The organism is Chitinophaga dinghuensis (assembly GCF_003259435.1).
GTDB classification, from domain to species: Bacteria; Bacteroidota; Bacteroidia; order Chitinophagales; family Chitinophagaceae; genus Chitinophaga; species Chitinophaga dinghuensis.
In genome coordinates this window covers 147,028-167,592 of record NZ_QLMA01000004.1, presented here as the reverse complement: position 1 = coordinate 167,592, position 20,565 = coordinate 147,028, and the positions used below count along the sequence as shown (strand labels likewise).

Here is a 20,565-nt window from a genome sequence, read left to right as displayed (position 1 = left end):
ATATGAAAAAGCTCATCTTCCTGCTGGCAATCGCCGGCGTTTCGGCCACCACTGCTATTGGGCAGGATAAATCTCAAGGTATTATCACCTATGAAGTAACGGTGAATGTACATGCATCCATGAAGCCTGATCAGTTGAAATATAAGGATCTGGTACCAGAGAAAGTAGTGACGAAAGAAGTACTTAGTTTCAACGGTAATAAATCGCTTTTAGTACGCAAAGACCAGGAAGAAGTAACATCCGATGAAGGCGCAAAAATAAAGATCGCCGCAAACGAGGGACAGGTGGCTGTTTACACGGAGGGTAACCAGGCTTGGTCATTGAAGGATCAGGATGGTAAAAAGACATTGGTGATCCAGGAAACAAAGAATTCTTTTGAAAATGGTACGCAGACAAAAGAGATTTTCGGGTTTAAATGTCGGGAAGTATTATTCAAAAGCAAAAACATGGGTGTATTGACGTTATGGGTTACGGATGACTTACCATTAACAGCAGGTCCTATGGGACTCTTTGTGGATAAGGGTTTGGTATTATGCATAGAGAGTAAGAAGTTGAGTGCAGTAGTTACCAATGTGAATTATACTCCGGTTAATATACAGGAGGTAACGAAACCTGCGGATGTACAGATTGTTAAGAAGTAAAGTGAAATAGTAATGAAGTAAAAGCCTGACACGAATTATCTGTCAGGCTTTTTTCATTTATAAAAAAGAGGGGGATTCTACATAATAAACCGCATTTATAAAGCATAAAATCAGCTAATAAAAATGATTGATTTTTAGCATCGTTCACGCATCTACGAAATGTCGCAAAAAGCCTTTACCACACTACATTTAACGAAATTATCATGACGAAAAAAATATCTAAAAAAAGTCAATAAAAATTGGCAGATCCAGATATCGAATGTATCTTTACATCGTAAGTAGACCAAAGCGTATGTACGATGTTAGTTTTGAACTAAAGTGAGGATGCCCCGTTCAGATAAAGAAGAATAATGAGTCTTTTACAAGTAGCCGGTAATGAGTAAGCGGATCAAACCGCAGAAAATGAAAGTGAATAACAGAACATACATTCTTTCTAAGGAACGTTAAAATTTTACTTATTCCATTAATGCCCCTTCCAAAAGTAATTGTAATAGCCGGCTCCACAGGTAGTGGTAAGTCGGCTATTATTCGTTTTATCAACGATCACTTTTATCCGGCCATAGATCTCGAAACCCTTGCTAATCACCGGGGATCTGCATTTGGGCAATTACATTTTTATGCCTCCCAAAAAGATTCGCAGCCTTCTCAGGAAGCATTATCATCAGACCACTCTCCTACCAGCAGCACGTCTCCCAACAATACGCAACCATCACAACAACAATTTGAGGCCGCAGTGCAGCAATGTTGGGATAAGCATCTGCAAGCGCCATTAATATTCCTGGAACAGGAAGCCCCGTTCATCGGAAAATGCAAAATTCCTGATTGGTTATGCCAACAGATAGCAACTGCATTTACGATACGTATCTACATACCTAAAACCATACGCATCCAGCATATACTGGATACGTATGGTAACATACCTGTTCCGCTATTATCAGCGGCATTACAGCAACTGGAAAAACGCGTGTCTCCCCAACAAATGATGCTGCTCAACGAACTATTGCAGGCCGGAGAGGCGGAGGCTTTCGTAGAAAATTTGCTTTCTTATTACGATCATTCCCTGCATTATCTTCCCGGATATGCACATGAGTTGTACTTTGATCATGGCGATATTCCGGAGATAGCGACGGCTATTGTGGAATATGTAAGACGAGCGTTTTTGTAAATTCAGTCTGCACTCTTCAGCAAACTATCTTTTAATTGTTGTAACGTTTCAAAAGTTTCAACTGTGTTTAATAGATCCAGTCTATACTTTCTGATATCATTTTGTAATGCCGGGCTGCCAGTTTCTTCAAGTATAAGTGTCGTTGTTTCCAGTAAGCTTAGTATAGAAACGCCATTGATTTCTTTGATAAGAGGTTGCTCGGGGCTGGACAATGCCCGATACCATTCTTTTAAAAAGTAAGGCCCCAATTTTCGTTGCCAAGCCACCATTACTCTTCTGTTATGATGGATCAGCGTTCGAATTTCATTTTGATGGGTTTGGATAAAATCGGCCACTTTCGTTCCTTTTGGAGACTGTTTCAGTTCATTCATCCAAACATTTAGTGGTTCGGTAGCTGTATGTTCGATTTTCTCAACAGCGGTAGTATATTGCGTTCTTCCAGAGACGGACTGTTTGGTAATAGTAACTGCTGCAGCGGCAAGGTTACTAATATGATCAGCACTTACCACACTTAATGAAACCTTATAGGTACCGGCGTCTGCATATGTATGGTCGAAAGTCATGCTGGTATTCAGAATTTCGTCTCCATTGCTATCAAATTCACCGGTACGCCAGAGATAGGCGATAATTTCGCCGGAACCATTCTCAGACGGGCTTGCATCAAAAGTAATACGTTTCGAATTTTGATGATCTACATCCATATTAATAACAGCTTTGGGAGGCTGGTAAATGGAAATATCAAATGCCAGCAGTACCTGCTGAATATGGGTGGCATAAGAATAAGGCTTGCGATCCGACGGAGAACTTAATTCGGCAGCAAATAGCAATCCTACCACCTCATTTTGGTCATTAACGATTACAGAACCAGAATCTCCTTCTTCAGAAAAATATTTGCCAGTTGTCATATCGGCCTGGATGGCCATAATATGCTTATAATAACGTTGAACACCATTCGGCTCATGTGGGTCCGCAAGCATATCAACTGCCATGACCGTACCATTTGTAAAACCGGTTTTGTGTCCAACTTTCCTCACCTTTTTCCCTCTCTCTATATTTTTATAATATATACCGTCTGAGCCTATACCAAAAATCGGTTGTGAAGATCCTTTTAACTCTTCATCACCTGGTTTAAAGACAGGAGATCCATTTTCCCAAACATAGTTGCCCAGTCCTTGTATGGTATTCTTTGGTAAAACATTACTCCCACTCTTAGGTACAGCCAACTTTATCAAGGCTGCATCCATTAATCCTCTAGGTTCATTTTCGTCACGGGGTCCCACTTTTGAGATCCAAGTATAACCAATCTCTTCATCTTCGCAACTGTCAACACCAAGTTTAGCCACCTTTGTATTTTCCTTTACTTCCTCTGCAAAATTTACTACATGATGATTCGTGAGTCCCATTATTTCTTTCGTCTTATTGGAGATTACTAAGCACCCAAGTGTCCCCCTGGGAACTGGCTTCTTATTATTATGATTCTTTGAGTCCATAATAACTATTTTAGTTTGAATTCCAATACCTCCTTTTACTGGCTTTAGTTCTGACCAGTTAGAGATCACACTGCATTTATGTGGTTCAGATACATCTGTAAGAACACCATTTATCAAACCAGGGATTTGTTCACTGACCGATAATTGATCGATTGGCATTTTCTTCTTTACATATACGACTAATGCCGGAGTAGTGGTGAATTCTCCATTGACGCGTTTACTATCAACTCCCACATACAATACGTTGGGATTATTCTCCAGCAATTTACAAAGGGCTGGTAATTGCGCTTGTACCAGCTCCATTTCATGTGAAATACTATTTTCCATAACGGAGTAATTAAATTATTGAGAGATGCTCATAGCTTCAAAAATTGATTTCGCTGTGTTGTGATCATGCAAGAGGTTATAGACTGTCAACCGATGCTTACTGATGGCCTCTTTCAGACCAGTACTCCCTTCCTCTTCCAACACCGCCACCATTTGCAGGAGGAGGCTTTGTAATGTCAAACCGTCTATCTCTTTTACCAGCCTTTCATTTGGATTATAAAGCCCTTTCACCATTGCAGCCATGAATTTAGGTCCTGATTTACGATACCAGACGAGCTGTACTTTCCTGTTTTTTCTTAACAATTGAAATATTTCTGTTTGAAAAGTGTGGATGAACTCAATTGCATCTTTACCCTTCTCTGATGTTTTCAGCAATTGCAGGAAATCGCTCAGTGGCTCGCTTCCCATCAACAGTTGTTCGTTCTCCCGCACCTCCACTGCAAAAGAAGAGGAACTCCCGGCCACTGTTACCTCCACCTCGATCGCCGCGGAGGATGATTGATGGTTAGCATCCAGTATATCCAAAACAATAGTATGCTTACCAACGGTATTAAAACTATATTGGATAGAAGGGGTTTTGAAGGTGTCTGTAACAGCCATATTTCCTTTTACAGTTACTGTCCACAGGTAATCGATAATAGGTGCATTTCCCAATTGTGAAGAACTACTATCAAGGGTGATCATCAATGGCGCCGGGCCGGAAACAGGCGTGGTTGCTGTTATTTTCGCTTCTGGCGCACTAAATATATTTAACCCCAGTTTATTCAGCACTGTATGTATATGACATGCCGCGGAATGGGGCGTATCCCCATTAATAAGTCCCTTGTTCTTACTGGACATTAGTACGCCCACCACTTCATTCTTGTTATTTACTATTACAGCACCGGAATCTCCATGTTCACTAAATTTGAGGTAAGGTGGATCAGGGTAAATGGTAATCATCTGTATGTACTGGCGATTGGGCTGTCCATCTGTTCCTGTTACTCCGATTACTGCATCAATTTTTCGCACAGTACCTTGGGTAAGGCCGGTAACTATGCCCACTTTTCTTACCTTATCGCCAGGCTGCACTTTTGCAGTTCCTTTGATATATCCCATTCCAGGCACAAATACATCTTTACCATTTTCAGATTTAAAATAACCGAGTTCGCGTACCTTATTCTCAATTTTAGCTGCACTGGCATCATCAGCAGGCAACTGTATGACGGCATAGGCCGCATCCATCGTATTATAATTGGTGGAGATATCTCCACCGTCTCCATAAATGGCCACCTTATTATTCTCCAGACAACTACAGGAGGTTTCTTTAGGCTGATAAATTTCTGTGCCACTCTTCGCATGTAACACATGATAGTTCGACAACAATACTAACGCGTCATCGCTCTTTCGACGGGCAAAGCACCCCAGGGTTCCCATCATGTCATCGGAGCTGACCATTAGACCTCCCATCAAAGGCCTTTTTCTTTCATCAAAATAGGGTATGATATTTCCAACTTGCGTATTCATCAATAACAATTTTTAGGGTAATTATTTTAATCTCGTTATCTGATCATATTTCAAACCGCTGGAACCTTCTCCTCTACCAGTGGATTTACTGATACCGTACCAGTTTATGATCTTTCCGTTATACCATCTTGTGCGCTGATAGGTGGCCTGTAATTTTACGCCGGCGCGAGGCACTTCCTCCTCATGAATGAAATAAGGGGTTTGCTGTTCATTCATGTCATTCAATCCATATCGCAGTAACTTTGTTCGTGGACGCACATGGGAATATTCATTTTTCAGCAACAAAGGCATGGAAGCGCGTTGCAGCTGTACCTGGCGCATATTACCAGGCAAGTGCACCGGTACAAACGGTATCCAGTTATGTGGAACGGTATTGCCCAGCTTATACTGATACAACGCATTTTCCGGAGCCGATTCCACCGGAGCTGGCGGGTCAAAGGTGGCTAACAGGCGCTGTACATTTTTTGTATAGGCATGTCCGTCCAGGGAATTGCCTAGCTGTCCGGGTAACTGCACTTCCACCGCCCAAACGTGATTACTCATTTCATCGCGGACAAAATGCACTTCCTCTACCGGCGTACTTTCCATTGTTTTAACGGTGGCTGGCGCCAGTAATAGCCTGGTATCTGCCGGCAAATTATTGTTCGGGCCTGCTACCGTGAGATTATACATGCCCCATGCTCTCCAGTTACCCGTTTCTCCCTGTAGAGCGGGTTGTACGAATGTTTGTTCTCCAAAAACATCAGTGACCACAATCCCTTTTATTTCTGATAAGGTGCCCGTTTTTACAGGCATAGGGGCGACCATCCAGTCTGTATTATACAGCAATGCATATTCTGTAAAGATGACCTTGGAGATATCGGTCGCATCTGCCTGAATATTTCCAAGGTCTATATTTCCATCTTCAAACTGCCAGAGCCTTGCATTGGGCGCACCTGCAAAGGTGGCCGGCTGCGGGATGACCGTTTGTAATACCGTTTTGATTTTACCCGCTTCCTCTGGAGTAGCGGCGCCGCTTAAACCCGCGATATTCGTTGTTCGATCCACATCCATACTGTACCATTCCAGGTCTCCGGAGCTGTATTCAGACGCGGTCAGAATCGTATTACTCCCTTTGCTATCAGGTAGGGCGCATGCAAACTGATACTCCATTTGACGAGGGGCCCATGCTGATGGGGTTGAAGGCTGTAATTGTCCTTTGTAGGTCTGTGAAAACCAGTTGACATAAGTCTGCAATGCCTGTTCAATAAACTGGTTGTTCCCTCCTGTCGGATTCCCCTTTGCAATTTTTACGACGGCGGAAGACAAATTATTCACCGCTTCCATGTAGAGTGCATATCCATCGAAGTAGCGACTACTATTAGCCTGAATAACGGCTACCAGCTCCTCATCTGCCAGTTGCGCCGAACCTGCTATAATTTCGTTCCTGGATGCATTTTCCGCAATCCCGGAAACTGCCGGGATTTTATAGGCATTCTTTGCCGCTTTCCGATAGGCGCTACGATTATATGCTGCTACATTATTTGCAGCGGCTGCACGATCAAGGCAATTCAAAAAATAGTATGCCGCCTGCAACTTGTCTTTCCACAATAAGGTCACTGGGGTATCTTCAATAACAGATTCCAGCGGCATATCTGTTACCATTTGCTGTACGGGGCCATTCGCTGTTTTAAACCGGCTTATTTCGGTAGACTGCAAACATATTTTAGAGTAGATGGCAGATCCTGCATCCTCCCCTTTCAGTTCACCAAACTGCCACTGACGCGTCAGCATCCACAATGCATCATAAACGCCAAATTCCAATGCCTTATCAAATTCTGCGGCACGCGGACGCGATTCCAGCCGGTTCCATGATCTGAATGGCTCACAAGAAAAACTATTGGGTCGTTGATTTTCCATGATAAATTATTTTGTAACTGGCTGATTTTCGGAAAAGTCCATAGTAGGTTTACCACCAAATGCCTTATTGCCCGCTTTCTCACGTGGCGGCACTACTTCAGAAATAATGGTTGGCAATACATGACTGAGCATGGAAGTCTCCAGATCATCTGGTTCAACCGCCCTGTTCTTAGCCAGTTCCACTGTATCTATCACAGCGCTCACCAGATCATCCCACTCCCATGAGTTGCTCAGCTGCGGGGAATGTACCAGCAACACGGATTGCGGCGGCATTGCATTGGGTTGATTATAATGGAAGGATACGCCAGTAGTTTCTTCTCTGCCAGGAATAATCTCTATCCATTCATCCAGTAGTAGTCCTGCCTTAACGCCGGTAGTAAACAGCAGCTTCTCCTGCAAAAGAATGAGGGAAAGCTTATCTCCGGCGGGTTCAAAAGTGGAAGGATATTCTACCCCCAACCAGTAATCCTGATCACTATAGGGTAACTGTACCGGATATACGGAGGTAGTTGGGCCATCAAAGAGATCTGTATGCTGCATGAACCGGCAAAGTTCATGGACCTTTCCCCGAACTTTACCAAGTTGCAGCATCCAGTTATCCATCATCATATTGTCGCCATTCCTGGTAATTTTCTTATCCGCCGGCAGATGAAGCTGTGTGGAAATGGCGGTATCCAACATATCAAAGGTGGGAATAATGATAAAGTTATTGCCCAGTACCACTTTCGCGATTTCCAACAGTTTATCTGTTTTATCTTTCACTGGCAGCTTACTATCTATTGTATTGAAAATGGTAGTAGCATTCGCGGCTCTTTCCTTGGTTTGGCCATACAGATTCAGTACATATTGCACAGCAGAACGGTACTGGGTTTCCACGGGTGCGGCGGGATCGTACTTCCAGGCCATTGCCTGAGGAACGCCCAGCGACAACGCTGCTTTCATGAGTGCCATCAACTGATTGTACACGGGAGTGGTAATGATCGTTTCTTCCAGCGATGTGGTTCCATTCAGGATAGCGGCAAGTGCAGGAATGCCTGTTAGCTGCTCATTAAACAACTGTAAGGCAGCTAAAGCGCCCTGCACTCTTTCTTGTAATTCCATGTCGCGGATTGCGCCAGGATTGTCATCCGACAAGGAGTTATCGGTAACTTGGAGGTCATTGGCTCCCAGCATTTTTGCATTTGCCAATAGTTTACGGACATGAGCAATGGTAAGAAAAAGGTCTGCCACCGTGTTCACTTGTTCGCTCCAATCCTCCTTCCGGGAAACGATATCTATAGAAACATTGCCGGATTGTGTAGGATTAGCCAACCGATAATAGGTCAGGAGTATATTGGATAACTCATGTTCATCGCCTTGCATGGTGAACAGATCGATCGGTTGCCATCCTAATGTTTCCAACGAAAAATCAACCTGGGAAATACTATTATCCTCGTTTACAGCCTGGATAATATATTTATAGGCAGACGCGGGGCCGGTAATGGTTCCCATCCAATAATTCAGCGATGGTTCTGCCAGGTATTTAACACTTTGTAATCCTGTCCAGCCAGGAGCCTGTGTACCTTTGGTCTTAGGCTCCAGATTTAGTACCATCCGCTGTGTGACTACAGTTCCAGTTCTCGGTGTATCAATTATCTGGGGATCAGGAATACTCTTTCCAGCGGCCAATGCATCCATCATAGCTGCGGCCCTTACATGATTGCCTTGTACCATCTGATAGACGCTTTCTGATATGGCAAGGTCTCCCAGGGCATCAAAGGCATCTGCGATTTTATCTATTTCATCTATAACGGCATCGAATATACTATTGGGTGCATTGGGAATAGTGGTATTGATGATCGTCTTTATTTTTGCCGGAAGATTAGTATAGCCGGGGGTTTTAAGCAGTTGCCCCAAGGTCTTGCTACTGGCAGTATTCATGGCGACTGCCTGCCATTGCACTGCCGCATATACATCTTTCAGCAAATCATCTCCGTTTATCACCTGACTGGCATATGCAGGTCCTTTATCTCCTGCTATTACCTGTACTTGCTGCACTAGTGGATAGGCCTTTCGTAGCGGCTGAATTAAACGATCCAGTTCGGCTGTCTGGTATGCCTCATGAAAGCCGCGCTCCAGGCGGAAGCCTAACAATGCTCCCATAGACAGACCATTGCGTATTCCTTCTGCCAGTTGCAGCGCCATCCTGATTCTTGCGGAGGAAAGATTTACGGCCAACCGGTTCCGTGTCTCCTCTGATGATCCATCATTGCTTTTATAAGCATTTCTAAGCACTGCTGCTGCAATGGCATGATTCAAAGATGGAGCATGGATAGCGCCTTGATTCAGCAGATCCTGATACACCGGCTTTCCTGTCTGCAACTGGAAAGGCGCTAAACGCGTACTATCGGTAAACAATGTCTTTTTTTCTCTTTTCAGTCCTTCCACGTAACCAAATGCTCCCAGATAAATACCAGATGGATTTTTAACTCTTCGCTCTTCCATTTTCTTCTTCACCAATCCCAGCATCCAGGCATCCAGGCGATAGGTACATAAGTCGAGATGCTCCGCCATCAGTTGCTCCAGTTTTCTTACAGGGATATCCTTCAATCGACTGACAGCATTTCTCACATCATTCAGTTTATCGATAAACGGTTGATGGCCTGCATTCCAGTAACCGGTATGGGCTCCGATATTCGTCTGTATATAATCGCCCATTACCAGTTTCAGTCGGAGCAGATCCTTATAAAAAGCGGTATCCTTGTATGGCGCACAGAGAGCGCCTGTATCCGCCAGTTTATCGATCGTATTAAAGAGGTAATTCCACTTGGTGAGTACAGGTGTCTGACTGGAAGTATTAAAGTAAATCTTGGAATTGCCCACTTTTTTCCGAAAATCTTCCCGTATCAAACCGCTGTATTGCAACATATTCAAGGCAACTGTTTGCGTAGCCTGTAACAATGACTGTCGTAATAAGAGGAAGCATAAATTTTGGGAAGGCAATTTCGGCGCATTGACAAATTCATTATTCCCAAATATGGTAGCCGGCGTATTAGCGAGCAACCAGGAAATATAATCGGTGCTAAGTCCTGGTGCTATGGATAACAATGCGGTATCCGTAGCGGCGGCGGCATCCACTAGCACACCTTTTGTGTTGTAGGAACTGCTCACCTGCCTGGTCATAAACAACCTGGAGTCTTCGAACTGCTGTTTTAGCCGGGTATACTGTATATCAGTCAGTTTATAAGGATCCGAAGTACCAGGTTGATTTTCGTCTTCAAAATAGAAAGAAGGATAATAAACACCTCCTTTCATCTGGTCTTTAAAGGTGGAAAACATTTTATGCGGACCGAATAAGTCGGTTGCTTTAAAATTCATTTCGAAGGAATGATTCCCAGAGATAGGCCCTTTGGCTACGTTTATGCTATACCGGTAAAAATATTCCAGGGAGTTGGCGTGGAGGCCCAACATCTTCATAAAACGTTGTTGAGGGTCGCCGGACTGAAGATTTCCTGCATGCATCACCCGCTTATTCCTGATATCTGTGAAGATATCGTGCAACATTTTCAGGAAGCCCAGTAGTCGGTATTCAAATCGGTTCTGCAATTTGTTATTCAGCGCAGTATCCGATACACCCCAAGGTTTCACCGCACTGCCGAGGTCTGTACGACTCAATGGACTCAGCTGATCCAGTAGGGTCCATTTGGAAAAGGCAGTCGTGGTGATGATACCATACGGTTGTGCCCCTATTCTCACGGCAGGAATTATTCCCCTGGCGGTTACATGTTGTGTGAAGAACTCCTCTGCTCTGCGAATGTTGTCATAGTTGAATATGTTATCCAACATTTCTTCCATGTAATGTCCTAGGGTACCATTCCATAAGGCCCGGTTCATTATAAACGCAGGTCCGGTTTCTGTTTGCGTGGCATTATTGATGCGTTGCACCACCTCACTGTTAATGCCAAGCAAGTTGCTAAAAAAGCTGCCATCGGCCTTTAACGCCTGATCTGCTTGGCCGGCGTTGAAGCGTTGTTGTTTAATTTCTATATCAAAGCGCTGATCATCCTGATCCCCAGGTGCAAAAGCACTCTTGCGCTGCGTGGTATTATTCGTGGGAGTACCTGGTTTGAGGAAGGCCATGCCATCCTGACTATACGTATGATTGGTCAGTAATTCCTCCAGGAGATTTTTTCCATTAACGCTATCAGCATCCGTCACACCTACTACCACCACTTTATCGATTCCCATTTCCCATTCAGCATCTGATAGATCTATGGAGACAGCCATCCCTGCTGCTTCTGCGGTTTCATAATCGGTCATCCATTTAATACCGGGGTCTACTACCAGGTTCTTTTGCTCATCCAGTTTAAACAGTTCCGCATTATCAAATTTCCCTGGATCCAGCCCCAACTGTATATTGGGTGTGACAATATTTCCGGGAACAGCATGAGTTACCTGTGTACCAGAATAAGTTACCACTACAAACCTCGGCGGCAATACCTTGGAAGTAGGCGCCTGCGTCCATTGCTGGGTTTTGGTAGTTACAGCAGGGAATGTCAGTAAATTAGGGACCACATCTCTGTAAAAGGCGTAAGCATCCAGGTTTGCAATAGCATTCCACCTGTTACTTACCGCTACTACGTTTACACGAACCTGTTCCAGTTTAGTGATATGCACGTCAAAATAGGTTCTTTCTGCCGGCGTAAACGTACTAATACGACTTTGCAAACTGCCGATCATCTGCTGCATGCCATCCAGGTTCTGCTGTAGGATAATCTTTGTGCGACCACTCAGCGAGTTATAGGCATAGCGCATCAATTGCGCCACAGGAGGGAGGTTTAGGATTAGATTGTCCAGTGTCCCATTTTGTTTCATTGCATCAAGAGATGCCGCCGAATCCGGGAAAGCATAATAATCCGTATACATTTTACGATAACAGGCATCAATAGTATCACTTACCACCTGCATTCTGTTTTCAATCGTCGTTTGCACGTAGACGTTATTGGCAGCGATCCCTCTGGGGTCCATTTGTCGAGCTATCCAGGAGGCCCGGTTTGCGCCTGCCGCCACGCACAAGGTTTTCCAGGCGATTTTCTCCTGAGTTACATCTCCGTTTGCACGATAATAATCCATCCAGAATGATTTTCCAGTGTCTACTTCTGTCTGTGTTAATAACAGTTCATGTGTATGCAGGAAAATATCATCCGGATAAATGCGAACGCAAAGCTGTTTTTTTACAACAGTGGTAGCTGCTGCGGCGGCCATTGCGAATGACTGCAGCTGTACAAGCGGCTGAATAATACTTTCAGATATATTGTCGTGGAAATTTAAAGTAGTCTGTATCCCGAATTCCTGTGCTTTATTTTGTGTTTTGAATGTTGCTACCTTTTGCCGGGAGAGCGCAAAGGCCTTATCCAATAAGGCAAAGAGTTCCTGTAATTTTTGATATTGTCCAGGTCTGGATTCCTCTATTTCTGATCCAATAGATTTGGATAATGTTTGGAACAGAGGGCCTACATATTTCTTGTACTTTTTGACGGCATCATATCCGGTACTTTTTTCTGCATTGAATTTATTGACCTTCATCAAAATTTTGATACCATGGAAGAAGACTTCATGCGCTTTCATCATGGAATCATTGGGCAGTTGTTCAATAGCCGCCATTGATTCTTTTTCAAAATTCCTGGATTGCTGTTTTAAGGAAGAAACAGCTGTTGCCGTGAAGTCGGATGAAAACGCCTTCCAATTCTTATCTTCATGAATATCCGCCACCGCATTTAGCAGCTTGGCCAGTGCATCATTCATTCGTCCGTGCTGCTCTTTGAGCTGCGAGACCTGTGTTTTCTCGATGCGTTTCATTTTCACTACTTTGTCGGGAGCAGCATCAAAGAATCTACCTGTTTTATCGATTAGCTTACGTACATAAGTATATAGCGCTTTCTTATTTTTGAAATTATAGTAAGGAATATATCGAGGTCCCTTTGTGATGTTCTCCAATGCAGCTACCAGTTTTTCCTGTTCCGCTATCAGCGGATTATCAATTTTAACAGGATTCTCCACTTTGATATTCTGGATCGTCTGTTCCAGCAAGTCCATTGGTCTTAACTGGCCTGTTTTGCTGTCCGGATGCGTGTTTTTATTCCCTTCTTTTGACGGCACTATATTTTGTGCTATTGCTTTGTAAATTTCCAACAGCTGGGATTTCTCCTGGGAAGTGACAGCTGGAATGTCGTTCAAGGTAATACTACATGCAGCGGCCAGTGCATCCACCGTCTTAGGATGGTTGATGCCTGGAGCAGGCGTACTTGTTTGCAGCTCCCGATCAATCGCTACGAGCGAGAGTAGTGCATCTTGCACGGCGGTGGTATTCATGGAGGCAGTGGTAAATGTTCTCTCCATGAAACGGGTCTCTATCCGCACCGGCATTAAGAAAAAGGGGATACCAGTAGTCTTTTGTCTTACACTGGTTTTTATGGAATCTAATATACGGGCATTATCATTTGCCATGTTGCAACAGTTTGTTGATAGTCGTATTAATTTTATGCTGGTAACATTTCGGAGGCGTGGCGGGCAAACAATGCCGGATCACGAAACAGAATAGCGGCAAGATCTGCTGCATTGCTGTTCCACTGAGGCTGGCCTGGCGACTGCTGAATAGCAACCGGCGGATCTGACATAAAGGTGAGATGATAGCTCTTCAGATCTGCGGGTAGTTTCACCAGGTGCTCCCAACACAGTTGGCTCAATACAACAGGCACAGCTGGCGGTTTTTGGAGATCCATATCATTGATGCCAAACTGCACCTGCCCTGGCCTTTCTTTAAGGATGAAGAACCAACCAGGTTGGTAATTAGTCGTATTGGTTACCCCCACAGGCACCTTCATTCCTTTTGCTTCTTCAATCCCCAGCTCAAACCCTAATAGGGTAACATCATCGCCTATATCGGCTTTAAAAATGGGAAACCTGGTATCATTCACGGTGTCGGTAGATGTCAGTTGTCGGGCATTCCAGGGAGCAGCGGCATTATACTTGGCGCGTTGTGCATAAATCATGGTATTGGGATACTTTCTCAGCAACTCCCCTCTTATCACCAACACGAGGAAGCCAGCCGCATTCTTAGAACGATGATTTCCTAAAAAGCTCTTCCACTGGTGCATAGGGATAATATCTTTCTTCGCTTCTTTTGATTGTGGCGTTTCACCAGCCAGCTGGATATTATCTGCAACGCCCCAGAACTGTCTGAAATAGGAGCCGCGCTGATCGGTGGGATATTCTCTCCACAAGAGTTCTCTGGCCATTTCATGGTTCATACCTGCCAGGAAGGCCTCTACGAACGACTGATTAGTACCAATCAGAGAAATTGCATTGTTAGGTATTTTATCCAGGTTGGGAAGAATATAATCACGGGAAAGCTCCAGCAAGTATTTATACACAGGCTCTTCGAAAGTTGGATAGGCCATGATCTCCTGCAAATCCTTCAGCTGCACTCCATTGACAGTAATGGTAGATGCCAGCTTTTTTGCCATTACTTCTGCGGGCTTCAGCTGATTGAGTATGCGCTGTCCTACGCTGTCGGCGTTAGACATCCCTCCTGCTTCATTCACCCATTCTGTGCTGTTATTAACCTTATTGGTAAAGGCGATAGCCGCATCAGCCATATCCTGCATCTGAAGATCCAGTACAATCGGCTTAATTTGCGCCGGGTTCAGCGGTTTACTATTTTTAAGCACTACTGTTTCAAACCTTTTGGCTTCTGCACCATCGTCAAATAAGGCTTTGAAGGTATCATCCGCTACGGTAACCAGAATATCTCCATTACTATCTGCCTTCCACGGGAATCCATATAATTTGGCCACATTTCCCTCGATGACGTCTCTGTCCTGCTTTGAGAGCCTGCTGTCAGGGTAGGCATAGATGTATCTTCTGATATCATCGGGATAAGCTTGTTTATTTTGCGCTACCGTATCTCTGATTCCCAGGATCAGTAGTTTTTTCTGGCTATTCTTAAAATCCTTGTAAAAGTAGGTACTGGCATCTGCTATTGACACTGCCACTTTTGATGCCGTAAGCGCGCTTGCTGGCGCAGCTTTCAGATCCGCTGCCCTGAGTGCATTCGATGCCGTACTATCCGCATTAAAATTCTTTACCGCAGCTCTTCTGTCAAGAACTGTTCCCACGCCTGCAGCCACTCGATTTCCCCCTTGTGCAGACTGCTTCTCCATCCATTTATTCAACCGGTTGCCTGGTCTTGTTATTCTTCTGAAGGTCCCGGACCTGATAGCATTGGGTACCCGGCTGTCAGTAATACTCTTCTGTACTGTTACAGTACCATCTTTGACCAGGTGTTGTACTGCGCCCGTCATCACTACCGTGATGTCATTACCTGCCGTAACAATATGTTTTTTGGCAAGCGATTGATTAACAGATCCTGCCAGTTTACCTTCCTGCATCTTCTTATTAGCCTCATTCACGGTGTTAATCTGTAACCATGCACGATGCATGAATTCTTCCTGGTTCTGTTGTACAATGGCCGCCCCCAGCCCCGCAGCGGCACGATACCGATAGTCCAGGTTAAGTTGTTGTACCCATACCGGACTGGTTTGATCCAAACGTTGAATCATGCTATGCCATACCCCATAAATAGGTGGAACCAAAATAGGATCGTCTCCTAAATTGCCGTTATAAAATGGGTTGTTATAGGTTTGTACCAGGAACTTATTCTGTGAAAGATCGGAGGAATAATTTAACAGGTTCTGTAACTTGGTAATCTGTTGTAAGTCTGCCCCATTTACCCCTCCCGGTTGTGCTCCATCCACTCTGGGCCATGCGGTTGGTTCATGGCCAACAGGAGCCAATGCTACGTCCAGATCAATTGTTTCGTAGCCATCCGGGACTCTCTTCAGCCCAAATCCCGGATCACTAATATCCATAGGCATACGCATCAAGTCATTTCCTATAATCACACGCTGCATAGCCGAGGCGATACTGGCAAAAGATCCGGCGTTTCCGGTACGGAAATGCCATTGATAATAAACCGGGAAATGATATGGACGTCGTGTCGATAGTGGAGCCCCTTTCTTATTCCATGCTGCCTGCTGCGCATTAACGCCTGTGGTGGCAAGTCCCAGCCCTGCCAGTCTTCCTGTTTCAAATGAGGGAATCACAAAGGCGGAATAAGATTTATCCGCCTGTAATTTCCTGGAAGACAGGAGTCGGCTCAATGCTACATCGGGGTCCTTATTTACATCCTTATTTAATTCGGTATTGATATCTGTTTCTGTGGTAGCAGCTATGGGGTCATTGACCTGCACATGTGCAAATGCCCATATATCGTTCTGATGCGGAAATCCATTATCAATTACGGCAGCACTCAATGAAATATAAGGTAGTCCGCCATTTGCGGCAGGATATATAGCATACTCGCTTTCCTCTAGGACTATTAATGTCAGCCATGGCCGAAGACGTGTCTTCTGATACACCACCGTATTATTCAAAGTGGGAGTATTGTGTTTCGCAGGCGTGTATCTCCACGGAAAATCCTCTTCATAAAATTCAATAAACGGCAGGTAATTGGAAGCAAAAGAAGTATCTCCGACAACAGGAGCTGTGCGCAGCACTACTTGCTGGTTAAATCCCAGCACATCGCCGGGACCTATTACTTTCACCTGTTTGTTGATATTCTTTTTATAGGTACCATCCTTCAAGTCTTTCATTTCCAGTTCGAGATTCGCGGAAATATTGGCCCGTTCAACGGAAGGAGCTGTAGCAAGACTTAATGTATCCTGTTCATCCAGGCGGGCAGCAATCCCTTTGCGTGCCCACGGAAGAAAACCATATGAAGGAACATTACTCATGTTGTTGTTAGTTTAACTGTGTTAAAGTATAGGCAGGCACTACGCTCACCAGACCTTTTAATCCAGGATTTGCCGTCAGTAAAGTGGCGAGCGCATCTTCCGCCTGTATCCTGCTACCACCCTGGAATGCAGCGGATGTATAGGCAGCCCGGCTATTGTTGTTCATTAGCACAAATGTTTCCTCTTTAACAGTAGCGACACTGTTCTCCAATTGCTGCTGACTATAGAGGGCCGATAACGGCGATTTTCCTATAGCCCCACCCTTTGTCATACTCCGATGGGTATTCTGTGAAATAGCATAGGATTGTGGAGACGCGGGGGCATCGTTATCAGAAACAGTAATATTCAAATTGGAATCGTGGTTACAGGCATAATTTGCATTCAGCCCACTGCTGGTATCCGTGAATTTTACGCCCGATGTTTCCATAGAGAAAGAAGCCGCTTTCAGCTTATCAGCATCCGACATCTTCCTGAAATTAGCTGGCGCAAAGAGGTCATTAACGGTATCCATTGAAATAGATTTATTTCCGATGGAGAGGTCTGTGATCTTTACCTGTTTTACATCCGATGGAATACCATTTCCAAACTGGGATATGACTACATTCAATGGCAGTACAGTCTGAGATATTTTCAGCGTACCATAAGGCTGGAGAATAATTTCTCCTGGCGCCGTATTGAGTTTCCCAATGGTTACCAAAGACGGGCGTGCTGCAGGTGCTTCCGCTGTCCAGTTGGATGGCAGTTCCAAAGCTGCCACTAATGCCGGCATTACCGCTATACTTGGTGGCATTACTTTTTTCGCTTCCTCCCAGGTCACATTGAATTTTACCTTTACGGAAATGAACAGGATGGAGAACTTCGCCGTTCCGCGTGCATTCCATGGCGCAGGCCCCGACAACAAGAAATCCAGGCTGAGCGACATGATGGTTGACTTTCCACATTTAACCGCCAGCCCTGCCGCAATACGGGACTCAAAATAGAATGGAGAAAACTGGAACAACACATCGAAGGACATGAACCCGACGATGCTGAACTTCGAAATATTATACTTGAAATCAATTTTAGCGCCTAGCTGAACGGTATTGGAAGTAATTGCAAAATAGGAGCTGAGTACCAGGTAAGGATTTTTCTGATAAACAGTGAGCGTAATACGTTTCAGTGAAGGCACCTTCAGCTCAGCAGGCGGTTTGAAAGCCGGATGAAAACCTCCGGCTGATAACAGGAACGCCTTATTATTTCCCCAACTCAATCGCAGCGCCATCTGTCCTTCCAATGCAAAAGACAATAGTTTACTATTTACCAAAGCTGCATCGAAAGCCAGGTATTTTCTGTCGAAATCAATAGCCCCCGCGAAATTCACCTGTAATTTCAATAACGCTTTATCTTCACTCGGCAACGCTACTTTCAGCACACCCAATATCACCATGCGTACAGGACTAGGAAATTCAACGGCAATCCCGAAATCTATCCGTAACAAGGTGGGTACGCCCCAGGTGATCCTTGCCATCAGTCCTACAAAGAACTGATCTTTCTGCACCGGGAACAATGTTTTTACCTGTGGTAAAAGCGTGTTTATATTCTTTACAATATTGGTAGGGAAGAGAATATTGGAGATAGAATTATTGGCTGCTCCTTCCAGTAATGCCGGCACATGAATAGTACGATGAATTCCCAGCATACCTCCCAATCCGCCTAAAAAGAAGCCCATTCCCAACGCTATCCCTGGCTGAAATGCAGCAGAGATAATGATAAGCAGCGAGAAGCCCTTTTCCCCTCCTGGAAGCTTCGTATTGATAATACCAATAGCAGCTACCTGTATCGTGTTGTTGACAGACAAATCCATTGCACCCACGTATTCCCCTTTCTCCACATCCAACTGCAGGAATCCGCCGCCTTTTATCATACCGGCATCTATTTGTAAACCCACGCCCTTAGGAGGTTTGAACCCGACGTCTATTTGAGCAAAACCAAGGCTCCCTGCTTTTTTAAAGTCTAAGGTGGCAGATGCGCCTATATCTTGTATGGAAATGGTAATTGGTCCTAACTGACCCGTAATATTTGCGCCTACCAGGAGCGGCAGGGTTTTATCATTTGGTTTGAGCGAAACACTCAGTCCTTCTATGGCTACTGGTCCTATTGTTTTTTTAACGGGAAGGTTTATTTCAAGCGCACTACTACCTGCTATGTAGAATCCCGTTTGGGCCGACCAGCCTATCTTTAAGTCAAAATCAATTTCCGCGTGAAGGGCCGGTAGCAGCGATTGTAAAAAGGAATCCGCATTGGCCGCATGGATGATAATTTTACAGCCTTTCAAAGAGGCCTCAAAGGCAAATTGACCGTCCGCCTTGCCTGTCTCTGGTTTCCAGTTCAGCGCAGCGCCCAATACCACTTCTATTTCGTCTAGCTGTAGCCGTGAGCCACCAGGTACCGCAAATAGTACAAACGGCGCCGCCTTTTTACCGGTAAGCGTATATTTTATACTGCCATTTATTGCAGGACTAGCCACCGGTGGCATGATTTCAATCTTACCGCCAGGAACGATGCTCACTGCCGCCGACATTGGCATGGCCATGCCTAGCTCAAAACGATTCTTCCATGCGGAACTGCCCCATTCATGCACGAAAGACGGCGCTGGCCAGGAGAGATCTACTTTAATACCAGGCGTTCCATTCCGCTTATCAACTGTAGCAGAGGCAACAGACAAACCTAAAACAGCTTCCGGCAGCGCGTCGTCGTAGAAGGCCGGCATATCAAAGGCCAGCAACAATTCTTCCAGTCTGGCGAAGAGGCGCTTTGCATCAAAATCCGCATCTCCCCATTTATATAATTTCCTGAACTGTCCTTTACTATCTCCTATCCAATCCCCAATAACGCCAAAGTTTATTTCATACAAACTATATGGAGGGAGGTTCGGATTAGATCCATCCTGATTCTGAGGAAATATGCGGATAACATCCAACAACTTCATCATCTCCACCATACCCGGTATCCGCTCCATATAACGAACCATCAACCGGTTAAAAATGCGTTGCAATAATTGGTCCGCCTCTGCAGGTGTAATAACATTCAACACCTTTATAGTATCCTTCAGCTTATTAACTGCTTTAATCAGCTCTTCCACCAGGGATACGGCCTTCTTGCCATCATCCAGCACATCTGTATACTGACCATCCCTGACATCGTCTATGATGGCACAGGCAGCCTCTATTAACAGATCCGCCTTGCTACCTATAGGACCGATCGTATCTAATATGGCGTTGAGTTGAGTGACAGGTATATAAATGCCGATCTCCTGCAGGAATTTTCCCGCACGATCAGGCCGACATTCATATACCAAAGGGTGAAGTATTTGCGCTATACGCACAACAAATGCCTCCACCGTTCCGGTATTGTTGCCCATTGCAAATCCGAATTAAGGTGAACTACAATAATTTTGTCTGTGAATTTTCAAAAGCACTATAGGAAGGCCTTTGAGGTTAGCTACGCGTACTGGAGGACAAGTGCTGTTTGCATAAATGCTGTGATCTCTCCTCAGCCGGGTTTCGTTTCAGTATTAATCTATCGCTCGCACATTTTAAATACCGTCAATTGTCAGGGGATTAACTTGCTGTCGGTATAGTCGTAAGAATCTGAATACTAAAATTACTTTATTTTTTATTTCCAACAAATACCTGGGCCACTTTTTACACGAAAGAAAATTCTGC

At 44.6% G+C, this 20,565-nt stretch carries 8 protein-coding genes; 2 read left to right on the top strand and 6 right to left on the bottom strand.

The features are described from left to right. Positions 1-2 precede the first annotated feature (2 nt). Positions 3-641 carry a hypothetical protein gene (locus CLV59_RS12830; protein WP_111592448.1) on the top strand — a complete coding sequence of 213 codons (639 nt, stop codon included), beginning with the start codon at positions 3-5 and terminating at the stop codon, positions 639-641. 466 nt (positions 642-1,107) lie between these two features. After that, positions 1,108-1,806 (top strand): hypothetical protein, encoded by a 699-nt coding sequence (locus tag CLV59_RS12825; RefSeq protein WP_111592447.1) that lies wholly within the window; start codon positions 1,108-1,110, stop codon positions 1,804-1,806. 2 nt (positions 1,807-1,808) lie between these two features. On the opposite strand, the gene CLV59_RS12820 is transcribed toward CLV59_RS12825, so the two are convergent. Genes CLV59_RS12820 through CLV59_RS12795 form a run of 6 tightly spaced genes read right to left on the bottom strand, consistent with a single transcriptional unit; the run spans position 1,809 to position 20,261 of the window. Beyond that, positions 1,809-3,623 (bottom strand): PKD domain-containing protein, encoded by a 1,815-nt coding sequence (locus CLV59_RS12820; RefSeq protein WP_111592446.1) that lies wholly within the window; start codon positions 3,621-3,623, stop codon positions 1,809-1,811. A gap of 15 nt (positions 3,624-3,638) precedes the next feature. Continuing rightward, a complete protein-coding gene (locus tag CLV59_RS12815; RefSeq protein ID WP_111592445.1) occupies positions 3,639-5,129 on the bottom strand; it encodes a chymotrypsin family serine protease in 1,491 nt (496 codons plus the stop codon). A 21-nt stretch (positions 5,130-5,150) separates the two neighbouring features. Beyond that, on the bottom strand, positions 5,151-7,028 hold the full coding sequence (locus CLV59_RS12810) for a hypothetical protein (RefSeq protein WP_111592444.1): 1,878 nt from the start codon (positions 7,026-7,028) through the stop codon (positions 5,151-5,153). Between the two features lie 6 nt (positions 7,029-7,034). Further along, positions 7,035-13,514, bottom strand: coding sequence for a hypothetical protein (locus CLV59_RS12805; RefSeq protein WP_111592443.1), 6,480 nt, complete (start codon positions 13,512-13,514; stop codon positions 7,035-7,037). 32 nt (positions 13,515-13,546) lie between these two features. Then, positions 13,547-16,861 carry a hypothetical protein gene (locus tag CLV59_RS12800; RefSeq protein ID WP_111592442.1) on the bottom strand — a complete coding sequence of 1,105 codons (3,315 nt, stop codon included), beginning with the start codon at positions 16,859-16,861 and terminating at the stop codon, positions 13,547-13,549. Between the two features lie 7 nt (positions 16,862-16,868). Continuing rightward, positions 16,869-20,261 (bottom strand): DUF6603 domain-containing protein, encoded by a 3,393-nt coding sequence (locus tag CLV59_RS12795; protein WP_111592441.1) that lies wholly within the window; start codon positions 20,259-20,261, stop codon positions 16,869-16,871. Positions 20,262-20,565: the final 304 nt, after the last annotated feature.

Bases quoted from the DNA above. Each gene is read 5' to 3' on its own strand.
- CLV59_RS12800 (WP_111592442.1), bottom strand. From the start codon at position 16,861: ATGAGTAATGTTCCTTCATATGGTTTTCTTCCGTGGGCACGCAAAGGG.
- CLV59_RS12815 (WP_111592445.1), bottom strand. From the start codon at position 5,129: ATGAATACGCAAGTTGGAAATATCATACCCTATTTTGATGAAAGAAAA.
- CLV59_RS12795 (WP_111592441.1), bottom strand. From the start codon at position 20,261: ATGGGCAACAATACCGGAACGGTGGAGGCATTTGTTGTGCGTATAGCG.
- CLV59_RS12825 (WP_111592447.1), top strand. From the start codon at position 1,108: ATGCCCCTTCCAAAAGTAATTGTAATAGCCGGCTCCACAGGTAGTGGT.
- CLV59_RS12830 (WP_111592448.1), top strand. From the start codon at position 3: ATGAAAAAGCTCATCTTCCTGCTGGCAATCGCCGGCGTTTCGGCCACC.
- CLV59_RS12810 (WP_111592444.1), bottom strand. From the start codon at position 7,028: ATGGAAAATCAACGACCCAATAGTTTTTCTTGTGAGCCATTCAGATCA.
- CLV59_RS12805 (WP_111592443.1), bottom strand. From the start codon at position 13,514: ATGGCAAATGATAATGCCCGTATATTAGATTCCATAAAAACCAGTGTA.
- CLV59_RS12820 (WP_111592446.1), bottom strand. From the start codon at position 3,623: ATGGAAAATAGTATTTCACATGAAATGGAGCTGGTACAAGCGCAATTA.